Raw genomic sequence first — 18,315 nt, forward strand, 5'->3', positions numbered from 1 at the left:
TTCAGATTCCGGCGCCGGGGCGGATGGCCCCCACGTCGCTGCCGCCGCCGAGGACGGCAAGAGGAAGGGCCGAGGCGAGGTCCTGGACCTGCGCGTCGGTCAGCGCGCCCGCACGGGCGAGCAGGGTCGCCGCGACGATCGTGGCCGCACGGCCCGATCCGTCCAGCATCTTCAGCGCGACCGTGGTGCCGTTCGGCGCGACCATGACCATCACGCCCTCGGCACCGTGCTTGGCGAACACGCCGAGCTTCTCGATCGCGATCGTGTCGGGCCGGCCGGGACCCTCGATCGTCCACGGGTTCTCCCGCACGGTGCGCACCAGTGCGCCGGCGACGCGGTGCAGTGCGAACGGCGAACGCTCGGAAGCGCTGCCGATGCGGTGCAGAGCCCTCGCCAGTCCGGCGAGCGTGATCGCGTGCACCGGAGCGCCGCAGCCGTCGATCGCGGTCGCCGCGACGCGTTCACCGCTCAGGCGCTCCACGGTCTCCTTGATGTGCACCTGCAGCGGGTGGTCGAGCCCGAGGTATCCGGCGGTCGGCCAGCCGTTCGCCACGCAGGCGCGCAGCATCGCGGCATGCTTGCCCGAGCAGTTCATCCGGATGCGCGCCTTGCTCGCGTGGTCGCGCACGAGCTCGTCCCGGGTCGCCGAGTCGCCCGGCCAGTCGGCGGGGCAGCCCAGATCGTCCTCCGTGAGCCCGCCCGCGGCGAGGACCTCGCGCACGACGGCCACATGGCGGTCGGTGCCGACGTGGCTGGCGGTGGCCAGTCCCAGCTGCTCGCCCTCGAGGGGCGCCCCGGCGGTCAGGCAGGCCACCGCCTGCAGCGGCTTCAGGCTCGAGCGGGGAAGGACCAGTGCTTCCGGGTTGCCGTGCCGGGCGATGATCTCGCCCTCCGGCGACAGCACGACCGCGGCTCCGATGTGGCGGGATTCGATGAAACCGTTCCGCTCGACGACGGCGAGTTCCACGGCATCCTGGACGGTCAGAGTCTGCACCACGAAGGAAAGCCTAGTGGGCGCGCGTGCACTCGAACGCTGCCGTTTCCGCGCCGCACGGACGCGGCCTGGCACGATGGATCCATGAGCCTCGGCACCCATCGCTACGCCCTCAGCACCACGTGGACCGGCAACCGCGGAACCGGCACCTCGGGATACCGCGACTACGACCGCGCGAGCACGATCCGCGTGGCGGGGAAGCCGGATCTGCTGGCGTCCTCGGACAAGCCGTTCCGAGGGGATCCGACGCGCTGGAACCCCGAGGACATGCTCCTCGCAGCACTGAGCGAATGCCACCTGCTGAGCTACCTGCATGCCTGCGTGACTGCCGGGGTGGTCGTCGTGGACTATCGCGACGAGGCGACGGGCACCATGCAGGAGGACGGGCGCGGCGGGGGAGCGTTCACCGAGGTCACCCTGCACCCTGTGGTGACGGTCGCCGACGAGTCCATGCGGGCGGCTGCCGAGGCCGCTCACGCCCAGGCGAACGCCTGGTGCTTCATCGCGAACTCCGTCGCGTTCCCGGTGCGCCACGAGGCGACGATCCTGGTCGCCGACGCCGCGGACTGACGCGACGTCAGCGGCGCTCGTGCGGCAGCGCCTGCTTGATCTTCTCGATCGTGCCCTGCGCGGGCACCTCGTTGTAGACGCCCGCGAGCTCCTGCTCGCTGAGGGCGTGGATCGCGGCCATGATCTCGTCCGTCGCACCGCGACGCGCCCGGCCCGAGTTCGCCGAGCCGTGGTGGGAGAGGTCCAGCGGCTCGCCGAAGCGGATGGTCACCTTCACGCCGAGCTTGGGCATGTTCGCCCCGACCGGCATCGCCTTGTCCGTGCCGATCACGCCCACGGGCACGACCTTCGCCCCGGTCTGCAGTGCGAGGAAGGCGACGCCCGTGCGGCCCTTGTAGAGGCGGCCGTCGGTGGAGCGCGTGCCCTCCGGGTACAGCGCGACCGCGAGCCCCTCGTCCAGGAGCTTGCGCTGCTCGTCGAGGGCGTCGAGCGCCGCCTGTCCGGCGCCGCGGCGCACCGGGATGGCGCCGACCGCGCGCATGAAGCTGGCCACGAAGCGGCCCTTCAGGCTGGTGCCCTCGAAGTAGCTGGACTTCGCCAGGAAGTGCACGCGTCGTGGCGCGGCCACGGGGATCGCGATCGAGTCGATGAAGGAGAGGTGGTTCGACGCGATGATGATCGGGCCGTCCATCGGCACGTTCGCGCGGCCCTCGATGCGGGGGCGGTAGATCAGGCGGGTGAGCGGGATCAGGATCATCCGGCCGAGCAGATACGTCGCTCCGGTGCGGCGCACCTCGTCCTCGGGCTGGTGCGTCTCCGCGACGGCGCCGTCGCGGTCCGCGGACGCTGCGGGTTCGTGTTCCGGTGTCACCAGACAAGGCTAGATCAGGATCCATTCCACGATCGGAATGCGCGATGCAGGAGGCATCTCCCAGCGGCGGCAAAGCCCGATACGGCAGGATGGGTGGGTTCGTCCCTACGTCTCGAGGTCTTCTGTGCGCATCCGCATCGCCGCCGCTCTGTCCGCCGTCGCCGCGACGGCACTCCTGCTCTCCGGCTGCGCCGGCGCCGGCAGCCCCTCTGCATCGCCCACCCCGTCGGCCTCGTCGTCGTGCCTGCTCGACGCGAAGCCGGGCAAGGCGTCGGACGCCGTCACGCTCGAGGGGGAAGGCAAGGATCTGAAGGTCACCGTTCCCTCGGCCGCTGACGTCGACAAGGCCACGGCGGTCGAGCGGACGGTCGTGAAGAAGGGCGATGGCAAGGACGTCAAGCCCGGCGACCTCGTCTCCGTGCAGTACCGGATCGTGAACGCCGCGGACAGCGCCGTCCTCGACTCCAGCTCGCGCGGGTCCGATGACCAGATCCCGGTACTGCTGGATCCGCAGCAGCAATCGCTTTTCGTCGCCGCGCTGGAGTGCCAGCCGCTCGGGTCGGCGGTCGTCGCCGCGATCCCCGGCAAGATGTTCGGCGACGGCGGGAAGTCGGTCGTGGTGTACGCCCAGGCCACGAAGAAGCTCTCCACGGTGGCGGATGGCACCGCGGTCGCTCCGGTCGACGGGATGCCGGCCGTGAAGCTCGCCAAGGACGGCGCGCCGGAGATCACCATCCCCAAGGCGGACCCGCCGACCGAGACGAAGATCTCCCTCCTGAAGCAGGGCGACGGAGCGACGGTGGCCAGTGGCGACTACGTCATCGTGCAGTACCGCGGAGTGACCTGGGCCGACGGCAAGGAGTTCGACTCCAGCTGGAAGCGCGGCACCCCGGCGCAGTTCCAGACCACGGGAGTGGTGACCGGGTTCAAGAAGGCGCTCGAGGGCCAGAAGGTCGGCTCGCAGGTGCTTGCGGTGATCCCGCCGGCCGACGGCTACGGCGCTCAGGCGCAGGGCTCGATCCCGGCGAACTCGACCCTGGTGTTCGTGGTCGACATCCTCGGCACCGTTCCTGCGGCCCCGACCCAGTGACCCTAGGCTGAGGGCATGCGTCGCGTCCTCATCCTCGGATCCACCGGCTCGATCGGCACCCAGGCCCTCGATGTGATCCGGGCCAACCCCGATCGCTTCGAGCTGGTCGGGCTCGCCGCCGGCACACAGGCCGACCTGCTCGCGCAGCAGGCCGAGGAGTTCGGCGTGGAGGACACGGCGCTGGGCTCCGCCGAGGCCGAGCAGCTGGTGCGCGACGTCGAGGCGGACGTGGTGCTCAACGCGATCACCGGATCCATCGGGCTCGGCTCCACTCTCGCCGCCCTCAAGGCCGGGCGAACGCTGGCCCTGGCGAACAAGGAGTCGCTGATCGTCGGAGGCGCGCTCGTCACCGCGCTCGCCGCACCGGGGCAGATCGTCCCGGTCGACTCGGAGCACTCGGCGCTGGCCCAGGCGCTGCGCTCGGGCACCAAGCAGGAGGTGCGCCGCCTCGTCGTCACCGCGTCCGGAGGTCCGTTCCGCGGGCGCTCCCGCGCGCAGATGGCCGCCGTCACCCCGGCGGAGGCGCTCGCGCACCCCACCTGGGACATGGGGCGCATGGTCACCACGAACTCGGCGACGCTCGTGAACAAGGGGCTCGAGGTCATCGAGGCGCACCTGCTGTTCGACGTCGACTACGAGCGCATCGAGGTCGTCGTGCATCCGCAGTCGATCGTGCACTCCATGGTCGAGTTCGTGGACGGATCCACGATCGCGCAGGCCTCGCCGCCCGACATGCGCCTTCCCATCTCGCTGGGACTGGACTGGCCGAACCGCGTCGGGGGCGTGGGCCGTCCGATCGACTGGACGACGGCGGCGAACTGGACGTTCGAGCCGCTCGACACGGCCGCCTTCCCGTCCGTGGCGCTGGCCAAGCAGGTCGGGCGCGCGGGCCGCACCTATCCGGCCGTCTACAACGCCGCCAACGAGCAGGCGGTGGACGCGTTCCACGAGGGGCGCCTGCCGTTCCTGGGGATCGTCGACACCATCGAGCGCGTCGTGGACGCGCACGATCCGCCCGAGGAGCTCACGGTCGAGACACTGGCCGCGGCGGAGGCCTGGGCGCGTGCGACCGCGGACCGCGTGATCGCCGCATCCGCCTGACCGGGCACAGGCCGGGCGCACAGCCGCGGCACGGCCGTTTCCTAGCCCGGCACCGGTAGCGTGGCGGGGTGGAGATCCTGCTATACGTCGGCGGCCTGCTGTTCGTGCTGGTCGGGCTCGGCGTCTCGATCGCCCTGCACGAGCTCGGGCACCTGGTGCCCGCCAAGCTGTTCGGCGTGCATGTCGGCCAGTACATGATCGGCTTCGGACCGCGGCTGTTCTCGAAGAGGATCGGCGAGACCGAATACGGGGTCAAGGCGCTTCCGATCGGCGGCTTCATCTCGATGTCGGGCATGTACCCGCCCTCGCCCGGGGAGCAGGAGGACGCGGCGCAGAGCCGGTCACGGGGCGCGTTCCGCAGCCTGATCCAGGACGCCAGGGCGGCCAACGACGAGACCATCGACCCCGAGCGCGCGACCCGCGTCTTCTACCTGCTGCCGGTCTGGAAGCGCGTCGTCGTGATGTTCGGCGGGCCGTTCATGAACCTCGTCCTCGCGATCGTCGTGTTCACGGTGCTCCTCAGCGGCATCGGGGTGCAGCAGGGCACCACCACGATCGCGTCGCTGTCCGAGTGCGTGCTGCCGGCGGGCTCCACCCAGACGTCCTGCACGTCATCGGATCCGGTCGCGCCCGCCGCCGAGGCCGGCGTGAAGCCGGGGGACCGGATCGTCTCGGTCGACGGCACGGCCGTGTCGACGTTCGCCGAGGCGAGCGCCATCATCCAGGCGTCGCCCGGCAAGACCATCCCGCTCGTCGTCTCCCGCGACGGCGCCGACGTCACGCTGCAGCTGACCCCGGTCGCCGCGCAGCGTCAGCAGGTGGACGGCAACGGCCGGCCCGTCGTCGACGACAAGGGCCACCCCGTCGTGCACACGGTCGGCTACGCGGGCGTCTACGCGCAGCTCGCATACGTGAAGCAGCCGGCGAACGCGGGCTTCGACCAGGCGATGACCAACGCCGGCGCGGTGGTGCAGCTGATCGGCAACCTGCCCGTGCGGCTGTGGGACGTCGGGGTATCGCTGGTCACCGGAACCCCTCGTGACCCGAACGGCCCGCTCAGCGTGATCGGCGTGGGACGGATCGCGGGCGAGGTCGCCGCGGCCGATGCGCCCCTGCTGAACCGCTTCGCCGTGCTGCTCGGGCTGATGGGCTCGCTGAACATCGCCCTCTTCGTGTTCAACCTGATCCCGCTGCTGCCTCTGGACGGCGGACACATCGTGGTCGCGCTGTGGGACGGACTGAAGCGCGCGTGGGCGAAGCTGTTCCGTCGTCCGCCGCCGGCGCCGGTGGACGCGACGCGCCTCGTGCCGCTCACGATCGTCGTCGCGGGCCTGCTCATCGCGATGGGCGCGCTGCTGCTCGTGGCCGACCTGTTCCGGCCGGTGACGATCGGCTGAGACGCCGCTTCGGGCACGGATCCGGATCCCGATCCGTGTATCAGGGGGACGGGCGCCGACTCTCTAGGGACGTACGCTGCGGGCACCCGCAGCCGTCCCTCTAGGAAAGGCCCCCCGATGAACACCGTCGCAAAGACGCGGCGTGCCGTGATCACAGGTCTTGCGATCGCCGTCGCCACCGCGCTCCTCACACCGGCTCCCGCCTTCGCGAGTCCGGTCGGCCAGAACCAGACCGTCGCCTTCAGTCAGGCGATGGATCTGCCCGCCGCCGATTACACCGTCACGGGTGCCCTGAACGGCACCGCGAGCCTCACCACCCACCTGGCGCTCTCGCAGTCGGACGTCGTCTCCGCCGGATGGGACGACAGCACGGTCCGCCAGGGCGGAGCGGTGAACCCGGTGGTCACCCGGCAGCCCGGTGCCGGCACGCTCACCGTGGAGCACACGGTCGGGTTCTCCGGGACGGTGGACGTCAGCGGCAGCTCCGTCCCCATCGCGTTCGCGCCCACCGTCATGAACGCCAGCACGCCGTGCAGCCTCGGCGCGGACGGCGACACCGCCACCTGCGTCGCGGAGTCCGCAGATGTGACCGTGGTTCCGCCGCCGTGCCCCGACATCCCCGGCTCGACCCCTGACGCGAACGCGTGCCCGCTCACTCCCCAGGTCGCGGCCAAGCTGCGCACGACGGCGACGTTCTCGGTGTCCGCGGTCGCCGCGACGAGGTCGCTGAACGGTCTGACCGGCCCTCTGGATCTCGGCACCGGCCAGCCGGTGACCGATCAGGTGTCGGTGCCGTGCACGACGCCCGTGGGATCTCCGGTGATGTACGGGCTGTCCGGCCTCGGGCTCCAGGGCACCGTGCACACCGTCACCGAGCTGGTCTGGACGGTGAAGGTCTCGGCACCGGCGGTCATCCCGGTCGTGGTGCCGTACCCGCCGTTCACCCTTCCCGGGGCGCCGAACATCACGGTGTACGACGCGACCGACACGCTCGCCACGAACGACAGCGGGTTCGCGGAGACGGCATCCGACGTGTCCTACGCGCTGGGCAGCGCGTTGGCGAACAACGTGCCGCCCACCGTGACGGCCGCTCCGACGTTCACCGGGGACGAGGGCAGCGCGATCCCGTTCAGCGCGGTCGCCGCAGGACCCTGCGCCGCAGGGGCCACGTTCGTGTGGAGCTTCTCCGACGGGGGTACCGCGTACGGCAGCCCGACGACGCACGTGTTCGCGGATTCCGGTCCGTTCTCGGGCATGGTCGCCGCGACCGACGTGACGGGCCTGTCCGGCACGACGACGTTCGGCGTCGGGGTGAACAACCTTCCGCCGGCCGTGATCGTCGCCCCCGCCGACCCGACCGTCGCATGGGGACGTCCGCTGACCCTGCAGGCGCAGGCGACGGATCCGGGCGCCGCCGAGCAGTCGACGCTGACGTACGCGTGGGACTTCCACGACGGCTCGGCCATCGTGACGGGCGGGCCGTCGGAGACGCATCAGTGGGCGGATCCGGGAACCGCGCAGGTGACCGTGACGGTGTGCGACAGGCACGGCGCCTGCACCGCCAAGGACGTCTCGGTCACGGTGCGCGCCCGCAGCACGAGCACGTCGTTCACGGGCGATCTGACGGCGACCTACTCGGCCCCCGTCACCTACCGGGGCGCGGTGATCGACGAGTTCGGGCGACCCGTCAACGGCGCGGCGGTGGCCTTCACCACGGCCGGCGGTGCGACGCAGCTCGCCACGGCGACGGCGGACGGCTCCGGGACGGCTGCGGCGACCGTGACGGAGACGCTCCCGAGCGGCTCCTATCCGATCACCGCGGCGTTCGCGGGTGATGCCCGGTATGTCGCGAGCAGCTCCGCGGCGGTGTCGCAGACGGTGACGTCGATGGCCTCGGCGATCGTCTACACGGGCACGCTGTCCAGCAAGCCGAACGCGAAGATCCCGTTGTCCGCGACCGTGACCGACGTGCTCGGCCGTCCGATCGCGAACCAGACCGTGACCTTCGTGATCGGCAGCCAGACCGTGACCGCCCAGACCGGCGCGAACGGGGTGGCCTCCACCGCGCTGAAGCTGACCCTGAAGCCGGGCACCTACCCGGTCTCCGTGGCCTGGGCCGGGATCGCCGGACGGTATGCCGGTGCGGCCTGGAGCGGGAGCTTCAAGCTGAACACCAAGTAGGCGATGCCGCAGAGGAGGCGCCGTCGGGACCGGCGGCGTCTCCTCGTGCGCCCGGGGGAAGGGCGCTCAGCGCCCCTCGAGTGCGTGCCCGACGAGGCGCTGCAGCGTGGTCATCCCGTCCCGGGACAGGATCGACTCCAGGTGGCCCTGCACCGATGCGAACCCGGGTCCGCGCAGCGCGTAGACATCGCCGGATCCCGGATCCGCCGACACCTCGGCGACGCCGACCGCGGTGGTGCCGGGGGCGACGCGGGCCGTGAACGTGTTGTAGAAGCCGATCGACGCGTCCTGGCCGAACACGGGCACCGACTTCTGCAGCCCCTGGTGCGGGCTCGCGAGCGGCGCCAGCTCGATTCCCAGCGAGTCCGCGAGGATCTGGTGGCTGAGGCAGACGGCCAGCAGCGGGCGGCCGCTCGCGCGCCGTCGCGCCACGAGCTCCCGCATGCGGGCGATGCGCGCGGAGGAGCCGTCGCGGGGGTCGCCCGGACCAGGGCCCGCGACGAGAAGGTCGGCGGCGTCGATCTCCGCGTCGTCGCTCTGCGCCCACGGCTGGATGTGCACCTCGAGGCCGAGATGGCGCAGCTGGTGGGCGAGCATCGTCGTGAAGCGGTCCTCGGCGTCGACCACGACCGCGGTGCGGCCGGCGAAGGGCGCGGCGGCCGTGGACTGCGCGCCGCCGTCCTGCGGATTGATCCAGAACTCCGCCAGACGCGCGTTGCGGGACGCGAGCAGGGCCTGGATCCCCGGGTCCTCCGCCGGCGTGCCCGCGGGGCTCGGCGCGTCGGGATCCTCCCGCGACTCCGCCGCCGTGTCGCGGGCCACGGCGCCGATGGCGCCCAGCACACCCGCCGCCTTGCCGTGGGTCTCACCGACCTCGCCGGCCGGATCCGAGTGCCGTACGAGCGTCGCCCCCACCGGCACGCTGAGCCGGCCGTCGGCGAGGTACACGGTGCGGATGAGGATGGGCGCGTCGAGGTCGTGGCCGCCGGCGTCGTTCGGGGTGAAGAGCGCCGCGACACCGGAGTAGTAGCCGCGCGGCTTGCGCTCGTGCCGGCGGATCACAGTGCACGCGTTCTGCATCGGGGAGCCGGTGACCGTCGGCGCGAACATGGTCTCGCGGAGGATGTCGCGGGGGTCGAGGCGGCTGCTGCCGCGGAGCATGTACTCGGTGTGGGTGAGGCGCGACATCTGCTTCAGGTGCGGACCGGTGATCCGTCCGCCGTCGGAGCAGACCGCGCTCATCATCTTGAGCTCCTCGTCCACGACCATGAACAGCTCTTCGGTCTCCTTGGCGGAGGAGAGGAACTCGCCGAGCGCGGCCGTCGTGGAGCCGCCGGCCGGGTGGCGGAAGGTTCCGGAGATCGGGTTCATGGTCACGACGCCGCCCTGCGCGACGACGTGCGCCTCGGGGCTGGCCCCGACCGCCACGACGCCGGGGGTGACCACCGCGAAGGTCCAGTAGGCGCCGCGCTCGTGCTCGAGCAGAGCCCGGAACCACGTCAGCGCCGCGATCCGCTCCGTCTCCGGGGTCGCGGCGTCGATGCGCGCCGTGTAATCGCGGCGGATCACGAAGTTCGCGCCTTCGCCGCGGCCGATCTCCTCGGCGATCACGCGCTCGACGATCGCGGCGTACTCGTCGTCGCTGAGATCGAAGCCGCCGTCGTGGAGCGGCAGCGGCTCGGCCGGCAGCGCGGCGCGCACCTCGTCCGCGGGCAGGTGCAGATGCTCGTCGACGAGCAGGCAGCGCAGCGGCGCCCCGTCGTCCTGCGCTTCGAAGCCGCGCTCGCGCACCTGGCGGTAGGGCACCAGGGCGAACACCTCACGACGGGCGCCGTCCGCCCCCAGCGGGATGTCGGCGAGGTCGAGGACGTCGACGATCTCGCCGGTCAGCAGCTCGACGCTGTCCGAGCCCTCGCGGGCCAGCAGCACGAAGGCGCTCTCGGTCGGCAGGGCATGGATCCGGTCGGCAGTGGTCATCTGAGGCTCCTGAGCAAGGGGGATCCGACGCGGCAGAAACGACAAGACCGCCCCGGAAGGCGGTCTGGATCGTGGTACGCGAACTCACCGCCTAGGAGGCGGGCCACCAGGTGCGGTTCGCGGACATGCGCCGAAACTATCACAACGGGGCGGTGTCCTCGCCCGTCGTGACGTTCGCGGCTGCGGCTGTTCGCGGATCCCTTCCAGCCGCACACCGGTAACCTGGTTGACGTGCCAGCTGTGAACCTGGGGATGCCCCGGATCCCCGAAGTCCTCGCCCCGCGACGCAAGAGCCGCCAGATCAAGGTCGGCAAGGTCCTCGTCGGCGGCGACGCCCCGGTCAGCGTCCAGTCGATGACCACGACGAAGACGACCGACATCAACGGGACGCTGCAGCAGATCGCCGAGCTCACCGCGTCCGGCTGCGAGATCGTGCGGGTCGCCGTCCCGTCCCAGGACGACGCCGACGTGCTGCACATCATCGCGAAGAAGAGTCAGATCCCGGTCATCGCCGACATCCACTTCCAGCCGAAGTACGTGTTCCAGGCGATCGACGCGGGCTGCGGCGCAGTGCGCGTCAACCCTGGCAACATCCGCAAGTTCGACGATCAGGTCGGCGCGATCGCCAAGGCCGCGAAGGACGCCGGCGTCTCGCTGCGCATCGGCGTGAACGCCGGGTCGCTCGACCGGCGCCTGCTCGAGAAGTACGGCAAGGCCACCCCCGAGGCGCTCGTCGAGAGCGCCGTGTGGGAGGCGTCCCTGTTCGAGGAGCACGACTTCCACGACTTCAAGATCTCGGTCAAGCACAACGACCCCGTGGTGATGGTCAAGGCCTACCGCCTGCTCGCCGAGCGGGGCGACTGGCCGCTGCACCTCGGCGTCACCGAGGCGGGCCCCGCGTTCCAGGGCACGATCAAGTCGGCCACCGCGTTCGGGATCCTGCTCGGCGAGGGGATCGGCGACACGATCCGGGTCTCGCTCTCCGCACCGCCCGCTGAGGAGGTCAAGGTCGGACACCAGATCCTCCAGTCGCTGAACCTGCGCGAGCGCAAGCTCGAGATCGTCTCCTGCCCGTCCTGCGGACGCGCGCAGGTCGACGTCTACACGCTCGCCGAGAACGTCACCGAGGGGCTCAAGGACATGACCGTGCCGCTGCGCGTGGCGGTCATGGGCTGCGTCGTGAACGGACCCGGCGAGGCGCGCGAGGCCGACCTCGGTGTCGCCAGCGGCAACGGCAAGGGCCAGATCTTCGTCAAGGGAGAGGTCATCAAGACCGTGCCCGAGGAGGACATCGTCGCGACCCTCATCGAAGAGGCGAACCGCATCGCCGACGAGATGGGCCCGAACGCGCCGCTCGGCACCGCACAGGTCGTCACCTCGTGACCAGCGCCACCGTCGTCACCTTCCCGTCGGGATCCCTCCTCGAGACCGCCCACGTGGTCGGCGTGAACCCGGACGACAGCGGTGCGGTCGTCGTGCTCGATCGCACGCCGTTCCACCCCGTCGACCACACCTGGCCGGACCAGCCGGGGGACCGGGGCACGCTCCGCGTCGCCGACGTCGAGGTCGCGGTGACCGAGGCCGTCATGGCCGCCGTCAGCGACGAGGGCGAGGTCGCGATCGGCGCCGCGATCCCGGTCAAGCGCGGCGCGGAGGGCTGGACGTGGTCGGTCGGCCACCGGGTCGACACGGTCCCCGCGGCGCTCGCCGCGGGTGCGGAGGTCGAGGCCGCGGTCGACGCCGCGTACCGCGCCGGCCTCAGCCGCGGACACACCGCCTGCCACCTCGCGTCGCTGGCGCTCGACTTCGCGGTCGCCGATCTGTGGCGGAAGGATCCCGGATCCGACGCCCTCGGCAACCCTGATTTCGAGGGGCGCGCGAATCAGACGAGCGTCATCGGCCCCGACGGCGCCGTCGACGAGTACCGCCTCGGCAAGAGCCTGCGCAAGGCCGGGTTCGACACCGAAGGTCTCGCCGGGACGCTGGCAGAGCGCGAAGAGCGCATGAACGCGCGGCTCGCGGCGTGGATCGCGTCCGCCGCGCCGAGCCGCATCGAGGCCGAAGGCGAGAGCATCGTCGACCGCCGACGCTGGGTCTGCGAGCTGCCCGAGGGCACCGCGTCGATCCTGTGCGGCGGCACGCACGCCTCCTCGCTCGCGGAGTTCGCGTCGATCCGGGTGTCGCTGCAGCTCTCGGAGCAGCTGCTGGTGATGACCACGACCGCGGTTCCTGCGGGTTCGCCGGCGTGAACGCCTGAACCGGGGGACGGCCGTGGCGGGTGACGAATCGATCGACATCAGGATCGGCACGGTCGATCAGGCGGCGATCGCGGCCCGGCTGCAGATCGACTTCGGCGACGAGTTCGGGGATCCGTCGCCGCCGTTCGAGGTGCTCGAGCGGCGGTTCCGTGCCCTGATCGCCGATCCCGCCGCGTTCGTGCTGTTCGTCGGCGACCCCGCCGATCCGATCGCCTACGCCGTGGTCACGCTGCGCCCCACCGTGTACTGCGACGGACCGCTCGCGGTACTGGACGAGCTCTACGTGATCCCCGACCTGCGCGGCGGGGGCATCGGCACGCGGCTGCTGCAGCGCGCGATCCAGGAGGTGCGCGCCCGCGGCGGCGGGGAGATGCACATCAACGTCGACGAGATCGACGTCGACGCGCGGCGCTTCTACGAACGGCACGGCTTCGTCAACGTGGAGCCGGGCAAGGACTACCGGATGCTCTGCTACCTCCGCGAGCTCTGAGCCCGCGGGGGAAGCCTCAGCGCCGGTCGAGGCCGCGCTCGTCGATCCAGGTGTGCCAGGGCGAGACCCGGCGGACGAAGGCCACGGCGTCGAAGGCCTCGCGGGCCGAGCCGGGCTGCAGGACGTCGCCGTTGTGCCATCCGGAGGTGGCATCGAGTGCCACGGCTGCGCGCGCGGACGGCCGGCGCAGATCCAGCAGCGCGTCGCCGATCCCGGAGCGCTCCAGCACGGCGTCCAGGCTCGAGGGATCGAGCGGGGCGAGCGGTGCGATGAAGGGGCGGGAATGGCCCGGGGCGTCGTCCACCGTCGGACGGTGCAGCCACTGCTCGCCGCCGCCGAAGGCCGTGCCGATGACCACGAGATCGGTGCCCAGCCGGTCGGCGAGGTGCCCGCCCATCGTCGTCATCGGATCCGGCACGAACGGGGGAGCGGAGAACGGGGTGCGCTGCACGTGCCCGTTCGCCGCCGCCACCACGATCCGCGGCTCGCGCTCCAGGATCCACTCCACGGTGTCGGCCATCCACGCGTCGCGGATGTTGGCGGCGGGCCAGGTGCGGGCGGCGCCCGCGGTCATCGCCTGCAGGAACGCGTCCGCCGCCCGGGCGCTCTCCGCGGCCCGGATCGCGGCGTCGACCCGCTCCCGGCTCTCCGCGTCGCCGCCGAGTGCGGCGATCTCCTCGCGGCGCCGGGCGCGGATACGTGCGGCGAGGTCCGCGATGCCGACCGTGATGCCCGCACGCCGGTCGGCGGGCAGGGCGAGATAGGCCTGGATCGTCGGTGCCGCCTGGGCCAGCCCGGAGCGGTCGCCGGGCAGATACGCGAACACGGGGAGCAGGCTCTCTCGCGCGTGCGCGGCGTAGTGCGGATCCACGTCGTCGAGCAGGTCGAGGGCCGTGAGGACGCCGGGGAGGGCGCTGGCGGACGAATCGGGGAGGTCCATCCCGTACCAGCGCGGCGCGCCGTGGCCGGCCGCGGCGCGCGCCCGCATCCACGTCAGCTGGTCGAGCATCTCCTGGCAGGCCCCGAAGCCGTAGGTGACGCCCTCGCGGAGGGTGTCACGGAGCCCTCCGGCCCCGGTGCGGATCCACGTGTCGACCCTGCGGCCCTCCGGCATGCCGCTCTCGGTCACGAGTGCGGTGAATCCGGCGCGCCGGTGCAGGAACCGGAACAGCCGGTGGCGCAGAGCGAAGAACTCGTGCACGCGGTGCATCGATTCGCCGATCGCGACCACGCGGGCGTCGCCGACGATGTCGGCCAGCGGCTCGAGGTCGGAGTCGTCGTCATCGTCCGGATCGAGCGTGCGCAAGGAGTGCGCGTCGTCCCGGATCCAGGTGCCGAGCGCGTCGGGCTCGTCCTCAGGCGACGGCAAAGGAGATCTGCCCCTTCGCGACGTCCGCGGCGGTCAGCGTGACCCGCACCGCAGTGCCGGCGACGGCCTCGGGCGGCAGCGCCACCGACGCCGTCACGGGCGGCTCCTCGATCTGCACCGTGCCGCGTTCGCCGTTGCGCCGGATCACCACCGCGTCGAACGTCTCGCCGACGCGCGGGGCCAGCAGCGCCGCCTCGACGAGATCGATCGTGCGGGAACTGAGCGCCGACGCCCGCTGTGCGGAGGCCCGCATCAGGTCGGGGAGGAGCGGGAGGCTCTGGCGCACCCACGCGGGCACCTCCTCCCCACGGCTCACCGCGAGCGCGACGGTGAGCGACCAACGGTCCACGAGCCGCCGGAGGGGCGCGGTGGCGTGCGCATAGGGGGCGGCGATGGCCGCCTGCGTGGTCTCGGCGGGGACCGTCCCGTCGAAGGCGACGTACCCGGCCCCGCGGAACAGCGCGGACGCCGCCTCCAGGATCGGCAGCGTGCGCGGATCCTCCTTGTCGAGCGTCCGCAGATAGTCGCCGTAGCGTCCGGTCGTCCACGGCACGCCGAGCGCCTCGGTCTGGTGCCGGAACGTCTCGAACGCGGCGTCCTCGGGCTGCGGCATCGTGCGCAGGATCCCGATCCTCGCCTGCAGCATGAGCTGCGCCGCGGCCATCCCGGTCATGAGCGAGAGCTGCGCGTTCCAGTCCTCCACGGGGAGCGGGGTGCGCCGCTCGATCGCATAGGTCCCGTCGTCGTGCCGCATCACCTCGTCATCGGGCAGGTTCAGGCTCGCCCCTCCGCGCTGCGCCTCCTGCGCGAGCCGCAGCCGCCCGATCTCGGGGAGCAGCGCCGCCGGAGAGTCCCGCCCCGCGTCGAGATCCGCCTGCACCGAGACGTAGTCGAGCTTGGCCCTCGAGCGGATCAGTGCGCGCTCGAGCCGGGTGTCCGACACGCTCCCCTCCGCGTCCAGGGCGAAGGTCCACACGAGCGCGGGGCGATCCTGATCCGGCAGCAGCGAGGCGTGATCCTCGCTCAGGATCGGCGGATGCAGCGGGATCGTCCCGTCCGCGGCGTAGAGGGTCTCGCCCCGCAGGCGGGCCGCGGCGTCGAGTGCGCCTCCCGGTGCGACGAACGAGGGCACGTCGGCGATGGCATATCGCACGGTGTAGCCCGATCCGCTCCGTTCCAGCTGGAAGGCCTGGTCCAGGTCCATGGAGCCGGCCGGATCCAGCGTCGCGAAGGCGATGTCGCGCAGGTCGAGGTCGGGCGTCGCGGGGGAGGCCGCGGCGGCCTCGGCGAGGGCTTCCGGAGGGAACCCGGTCGGGGCGTCGAGCTCGGTGCGCAACGTCGCCAGCGCCGTGGCGAGCTCCGACTGCGCGGCCGAGGGGGCGACGTGCGATCGGCGCTGAGGCATGGGTTCAGCCTAAGCCGCCCTCCGCGTCGGGGGCGGGCGTTAGCGTGTTGACCATGACCACCACTGCCGACAAGGCCCGTACCCTCGCCGCGCTCTACGCGGCCCCCGAGATCCTCCGTGTCGTGAACGTCTGGGACGTCGTCTCCGCGCAGGCGATCGCCGCACTGCCCGAGACCACGGCCATCGCCACGGCCGGCCACTCCATCGCGTCGTCGTTCGGCTATGCCGACGGCGCGATCCCGCGCGAGCTCATGCTCGACATGGTGGGCCGCATCGTGGCGGCCGTCGAGCTGCCGGTGACGGCCGACCTCGACGACGGCTACGGCGACCCGGGAGAGACCGTGCGCCTGGCGATCGGCGCCGGCGTCGTCGGCGCGAACGTCGAGGACCGCCTGCGCCCGCTGGACGAGGCCGCGGCGAACGTGGCGGCGATGATCCGCGCCGGCGAGACCGAAGGCGTGCCCTTCGTGCTCAATGCCCGCACCGACGCGTTCGTGCGCGGCGGCGGGCGTCCGGTCGCAGAGTCCCTCGCCGACGCGATCGAGCGCGGCAGGGCGTTCGTCGAGGCGGGCGCGACCAGCGTGTTCGTGCCGGGCATCCTCGACGCCGACACGACGCGGGCGCTGGTCGACGGCATCGGCCATGGCAAGGTCAGCGTGATCGGCCTCCCCGGGGCCCTCACCTCGACCGAGTACGAGGCGCTCGGCGTGGCCCGCATCTCCTACGGCCCGCTGCCGCAGCGTGTGGCGCTCACCGCCCTGCAGGACAACGCGTCGGAGATCTACGCCGGCGGGATCATCCCGCCCGGCACGCGCGCGCTCAACTGATCCGCGCTGCGCGCCCGTCCCGCCCTGCAACGCGCACGGGGCGGGACGGGCGCCTCACTAGACTTGAGCCGTGGTGACTCGTCTCTCGAACTTCTTCCTCCGCACGCTTCGCGAAGACCCGGCCGGCGCCGAGGTCGCGAGCCACAAGCTCCTGATCCGCGCCGGGTACATCCGACCGCAGGCGGCCGGCATCTTCGCGTGGCTGCCGCTCGGGCTCCGGGTGAAGGCGCGGATCGAGACCATCGTCCGCGAGGAGATGGCCGCGGCCGGCGCGCAGGAGGTGCACTTCCCGGCGCTCATGCCGCGGGAGGCATACGAGGCGACCGGACGGTGGGAGGAGTACGGCGACCTGCTGTTCCGCCTTCAGGACCGCAAGGGCGGCGACTACCTGCTCGCGCCCACGCACGAGGAGGCCTTCACCCTGCTGGTGAAGGACCTGTACTCCTCGTACAAGGATCTGCCGCTCACGATCTACCAGATCCAGGACAAGTACCGCGACGAGGCCCGCCCCCGTGCCGGTCTCCTGCGCGGTCGCGAGTTCACGATGAAGGACGCGTACTCCTTCGACGCGTCCGACGAGGGGCTCGCCGCCAGCTATCAGGCCCAGCGCGACGCCTACGAGCGCATCTTCCAGCGGCTCGGGCTCGAGTACGTGATCGTGCAGGCCGACGCGGGCGCCATGGGCGGTTCGCGCAGCGAGGAGTTCCTGCACCCGACGCCCGTCGGCGAGGACACGTTCGTGCGGTCCGAGGGTGGCTACGCTGCCAACGTCGAGGCCTTCTCGACGGCGGCGCCGGAGCCCGTGCCCTATGACGAGTCCGGGGCGCCGGTGATCTTCGACTCCCCGAACACGCCGACGATCGAGACCCTGGTCGCACACGCGAACGCGCATCTCGACGGCGAGTACACGGCCGCCGACACCCTCAAGAACGTCGTGCTCGCCCTCACTCATCTCGACGGCACCCGCGAGCTCGTCGTCGTCGGCATCCCCGGCGACCGCGAGGTCGACGAGAAGCGCGCCGAGGTGGCTTTCGCCCCGGCCGAGGTCGAGCCCGCGACGGCGGACGACTTCGAGAACAATCCGCTGCTGGTGAAGGGATACATCGGCCCGTGGTCGCCCACGGGAGCCATCCTCGGCGAGGAGTCGGCCACCGGGATCCGCTACCTGCTCGACCCGCGGGTGGGGGAGGGCACGAGCTGGATCACCGGCGCGAACATCGACCAGAAGCACGCGCACTCGGTCGTCGCCGGCCGCGATTTCTCGGCGGACGGCGTGGTCGAGATTGCGAACGTGCGAGAGGGCGACCCGGCCCCGGACGGCTCGGGACCTGTGCATCTGGCACGAGGCATGGAGATCGGCCACGTCTTCCAGCTCGGCCGCAAGTACGCCGAGGCGCTCGGACTCAAGGTGCTCGACGAGAACGGCAAGCTCGTGACCGTCACCATGGGCTCCTACGGCATCGGCGTGACCCGCATCCTCGCGATCATCGCCGAGCTCAACAACGATGAGAAGGGCCTGATCTGGCCCGCCTCGGTCGCGCCGTTCGACGTGCACGTGGTCGCCGCGGGCCGCGACCAGGTCGCCTTCGACGTGGCGGAGGACGCGGCGGCGCAGCTCGAGGCCGCAGGGCTGGACGTGCTGTACGACGACCGTCCCAAGGTCTCCCCGGGCGTGAAGTTCGGCGACGCCGAGCTCGTGGGCATCCCGCGCGTGCTCGTCGTGGGCCGCGGCGCCGCCGACGGCCAGGTCGAGCTGTGGGACCGCCGTACGGGCGAGCGCGACACGCTCACGATCGCCGAGGCGCTGCAGCGGCTCGCGGCGCGCTGACCGCGACGGATCCCCTC

Annotated in this window: 15 protein-coding genes; 10 read left to right on the plus strand and 5 right to left on the minus strand. The window is 71.7% G+C overall.

The annotated features are described in order from the left end of the window. Window position 1: 1 nt before the first annotated feature. A complete protein-coding gene (locus tag RL72_RS15200; protein WP_045251723.1) occupies window positions 2-997 on the minus strand; it encodes an asparaginase in 996 nt (331 codons plus the stop codon). A gap of 81 nt (window positions 998-1,078) precedes the next feature. On the opposite strand from RL72_RS15200, the gene RL72_RS15205 reads away from it, so the two are divergent. Next, window positions 1,079-1,564 carry an OsmC family protein gene (locus tag RL72_RS15205; protein ID WP_045251724.1) on the plus strand — a complete coding sequence of 162 codons (486 nt, stop codon included), beginning with the start codon at window positions 1,079-1,081 and terminating at the stop codon, window positions 1,562-1,564. 7 nt (window positions 1,565-1,571) lie between these two features. Here RL72_RS15205 and RL72_RS15210 read toward each other — a convergent pair whose 3' ends face one another. Further along, the gene (locus RL72_RS15210; RefSeq protein WP_374700520.1) at window positions 1,572-2,375 is read right to left on the minus strand and encodes a lysophospholipid acyltransferase family protein; all 804 of its coding nucleotides are present in this window, start codon (window positions 2,373-2,375) and stop codon (window positions 1,572-1,574) included. Window positions 2,376-2,499: 124 nt separating this feature from the next. Between RL72_RS15210 and RL72_RS15215 the strand changes: the two genes are divergently transcribed. The 4 genes from RL72_RS15215 to RL72_RS15230 all read left to right on the plus strand — a co-directional run bounded on the left by RL72_RS15215 (window position 2,500) and on the right by RL72_RS15230 (window position 8,144). Beyond that, window positions 2,500-3,465 (plus strand): FKBP-type peptidyl-prolyl cis-trans isomerase, encoded by a 966-nt coding sequence (locus RL72_RS15215; RefSeq protein WP_045251725.1) that lies wholly within the window; start codon window positions 2,500-2,502, stop codon window positions 3,463-3,465. Between the two features lie 15 nt (window positions 3,466-3,480). Further along, window positions 3,481-4,566, plus strand: coding sequence for a 1-deoxy-D-xylulose-5-phosphate reductoisomerase (gene dxr, locus RL72_RS15220; protein WP_045251726.1), 1,086 nt, complete (start codon window positions 3,481-3,483; stop codon window positions 4,564-4,566). 68 nt (window positions 4,567-4,634) lie between these two features. Continuing rightward, on the plus strand, window positions 4,635-5,963 hold the full coding sequence (locus tag RL72_RS15225) for a M50 family metallopeptidase (protein ID WP_045251727.1): 1,329 nt from the start codon (window positions 4,635-4,637) through the stop codon (window positions 5,961-5,963). Window positions 5,964-6,080: 117 nt separating this feature from the next. Further along, window positions 6,081-8,144, plus strand: coding sequence for a PKD domain-containing protein (locus RL72_RS15230; protein ID WP_045251728.1), 2,064 nt, complete (start codon window positions 6,081-6,083; stop codon window positions 8,142-8,144). Between the two features lie 66 nt (window positions 8,145-8,210). Here the strand turns inward: RL72_RS15230 and RL72_RS15235 are convergent, their stop codons facing one another. Continuing rightward, the gene (locus RL72_RS15235; protein ID WP_045251729.1) at window positions 8,211-10,121 is read right to left on the minus strand and encodes an anthranilate synthase family protein; all 1,911 of its coding nucleotides are present in this window, start codon (window positions 10,119-10,121) and stop codon (window positions 8,211-8,213) included. 231 nt (window positions 10,122-10,352) lie between these two features. Between RL72_RS15235 and ispG the strand changes: the two genes are divergently transcribed. From ispG to RL72_RS15250, 3 genes are read left to right on the plus strand one after another with little or no spacing between them, the layout of a single operon-like run. Continuing rightward, window positions 10,353-11,504, plus strand: a complete 1,152-nt coding sequence (gene ispG / locus RL72_RS15240; protein ID WP_175491204.1) for a flavodoxin-dependent (E)-4-hydroxy-3-methylbut-2-enyl-diphosphate synthase — start codon at window positions 10,353-10,355, stop codon at window positions 11,502-11,504. Further along, window positions 11,501-12,370 (plus strand): alanyl-tRNA editing protein, encoded by an 870-nt coding sequence (locus tag RL72_RS15245; RefSeq protein WP_045251731.1) that lies wholly within the window; start codon window positions 11,501-11,503, stop codon window positions 12,368-12,370. Before ispG ends, RL72_RS15245 begins: the two co-directional genes overlap by 4 nt. Before the next feature lie 40 nt (window positions 12,371-12,410). Next, window positions 12,411-12,869, plus strand: coding sequence for a GNAT family N-acetyltransferase (locus RL72_RS15250; protein ID WP_045251875.1), 459 nt, complete (start codon window positions 12,411-12,413; stop codon window positions 12,867-12,869). Window positions 12,870-12,885: 16 nt separating this feature from the next. Here the strand turns inward: RL72_RS15250 and RL72_RS15255 are convergent, their stop codons facing one another. Both RL72_RS15255 and RL72_RS15260 read right to left on the minus strand, forming a co-directional pair. Continuing rightward, window positions 12,886-14,238 (minus strand): erythromycin esterase family protein, encoded by a 1,353-nt coding sequence (locus RL72_RS15255; RefSeq protein WP_052674459.1) that lies wholly within the window; start codon window positions 14,236-14,238, stop codon window positions 12,886-12,888. After that, a complete protein-coding gene (locus tag RL72_RS15260) occupies window positions 14,225-15,643 on the minus strand; it encodes an RNB domain-containing ribonuclease (protein WP_045251732.1) in 1,419 nt (472 codons plus the stop codon). The genes RL72_RS15255 and RL72_RS15260 overlap by 14 nt, the downstream gene beginning before the upstream one ends. Before the next feature lie 53 nt (window positions 15,644-15,696). Between RL72_RS15260 and RL72_RS15265 the strand changes: the two genes are divergently transcribed. Continuing rightward, the gene (locus RL72_RS15265; protein WP_045251733.1) at window positions 15,697-16,470 is read left to right on the plus strand and encodes an isocitrate lyase/PEP mutase family protein; all 774 of its coding nucleotides are present in this window, start codon (window positions 15,697-15,699) and stop codon (window positions 16,468-16,470) included. 70 nt (window positions 16,471-16,540) lie between these two features. Continuing rightward, window positions 16,541-18,298, plus strand: coding sequence for a proline--tRNA ligase (locus tag RL72_RS15270; RefSeq protein WP_045251734.1), 1,758 nt, complete (start codon window positions 16,541-16,543; stop codon window positions 18,296-18,298). Window positions 18,299-18,315 lie beyond the last annotated feature (17 nt).

The organism is Microbacterium azadirachtae (genome assembly GCF_000956545.1).
Classification (GTDB): domain Bacteria; phylum Actinomycetota; class Actinomycetes; order Actinomycetales; family Microbacteriaceae; genus Microbacterium; species Microbacterium azadirachtae.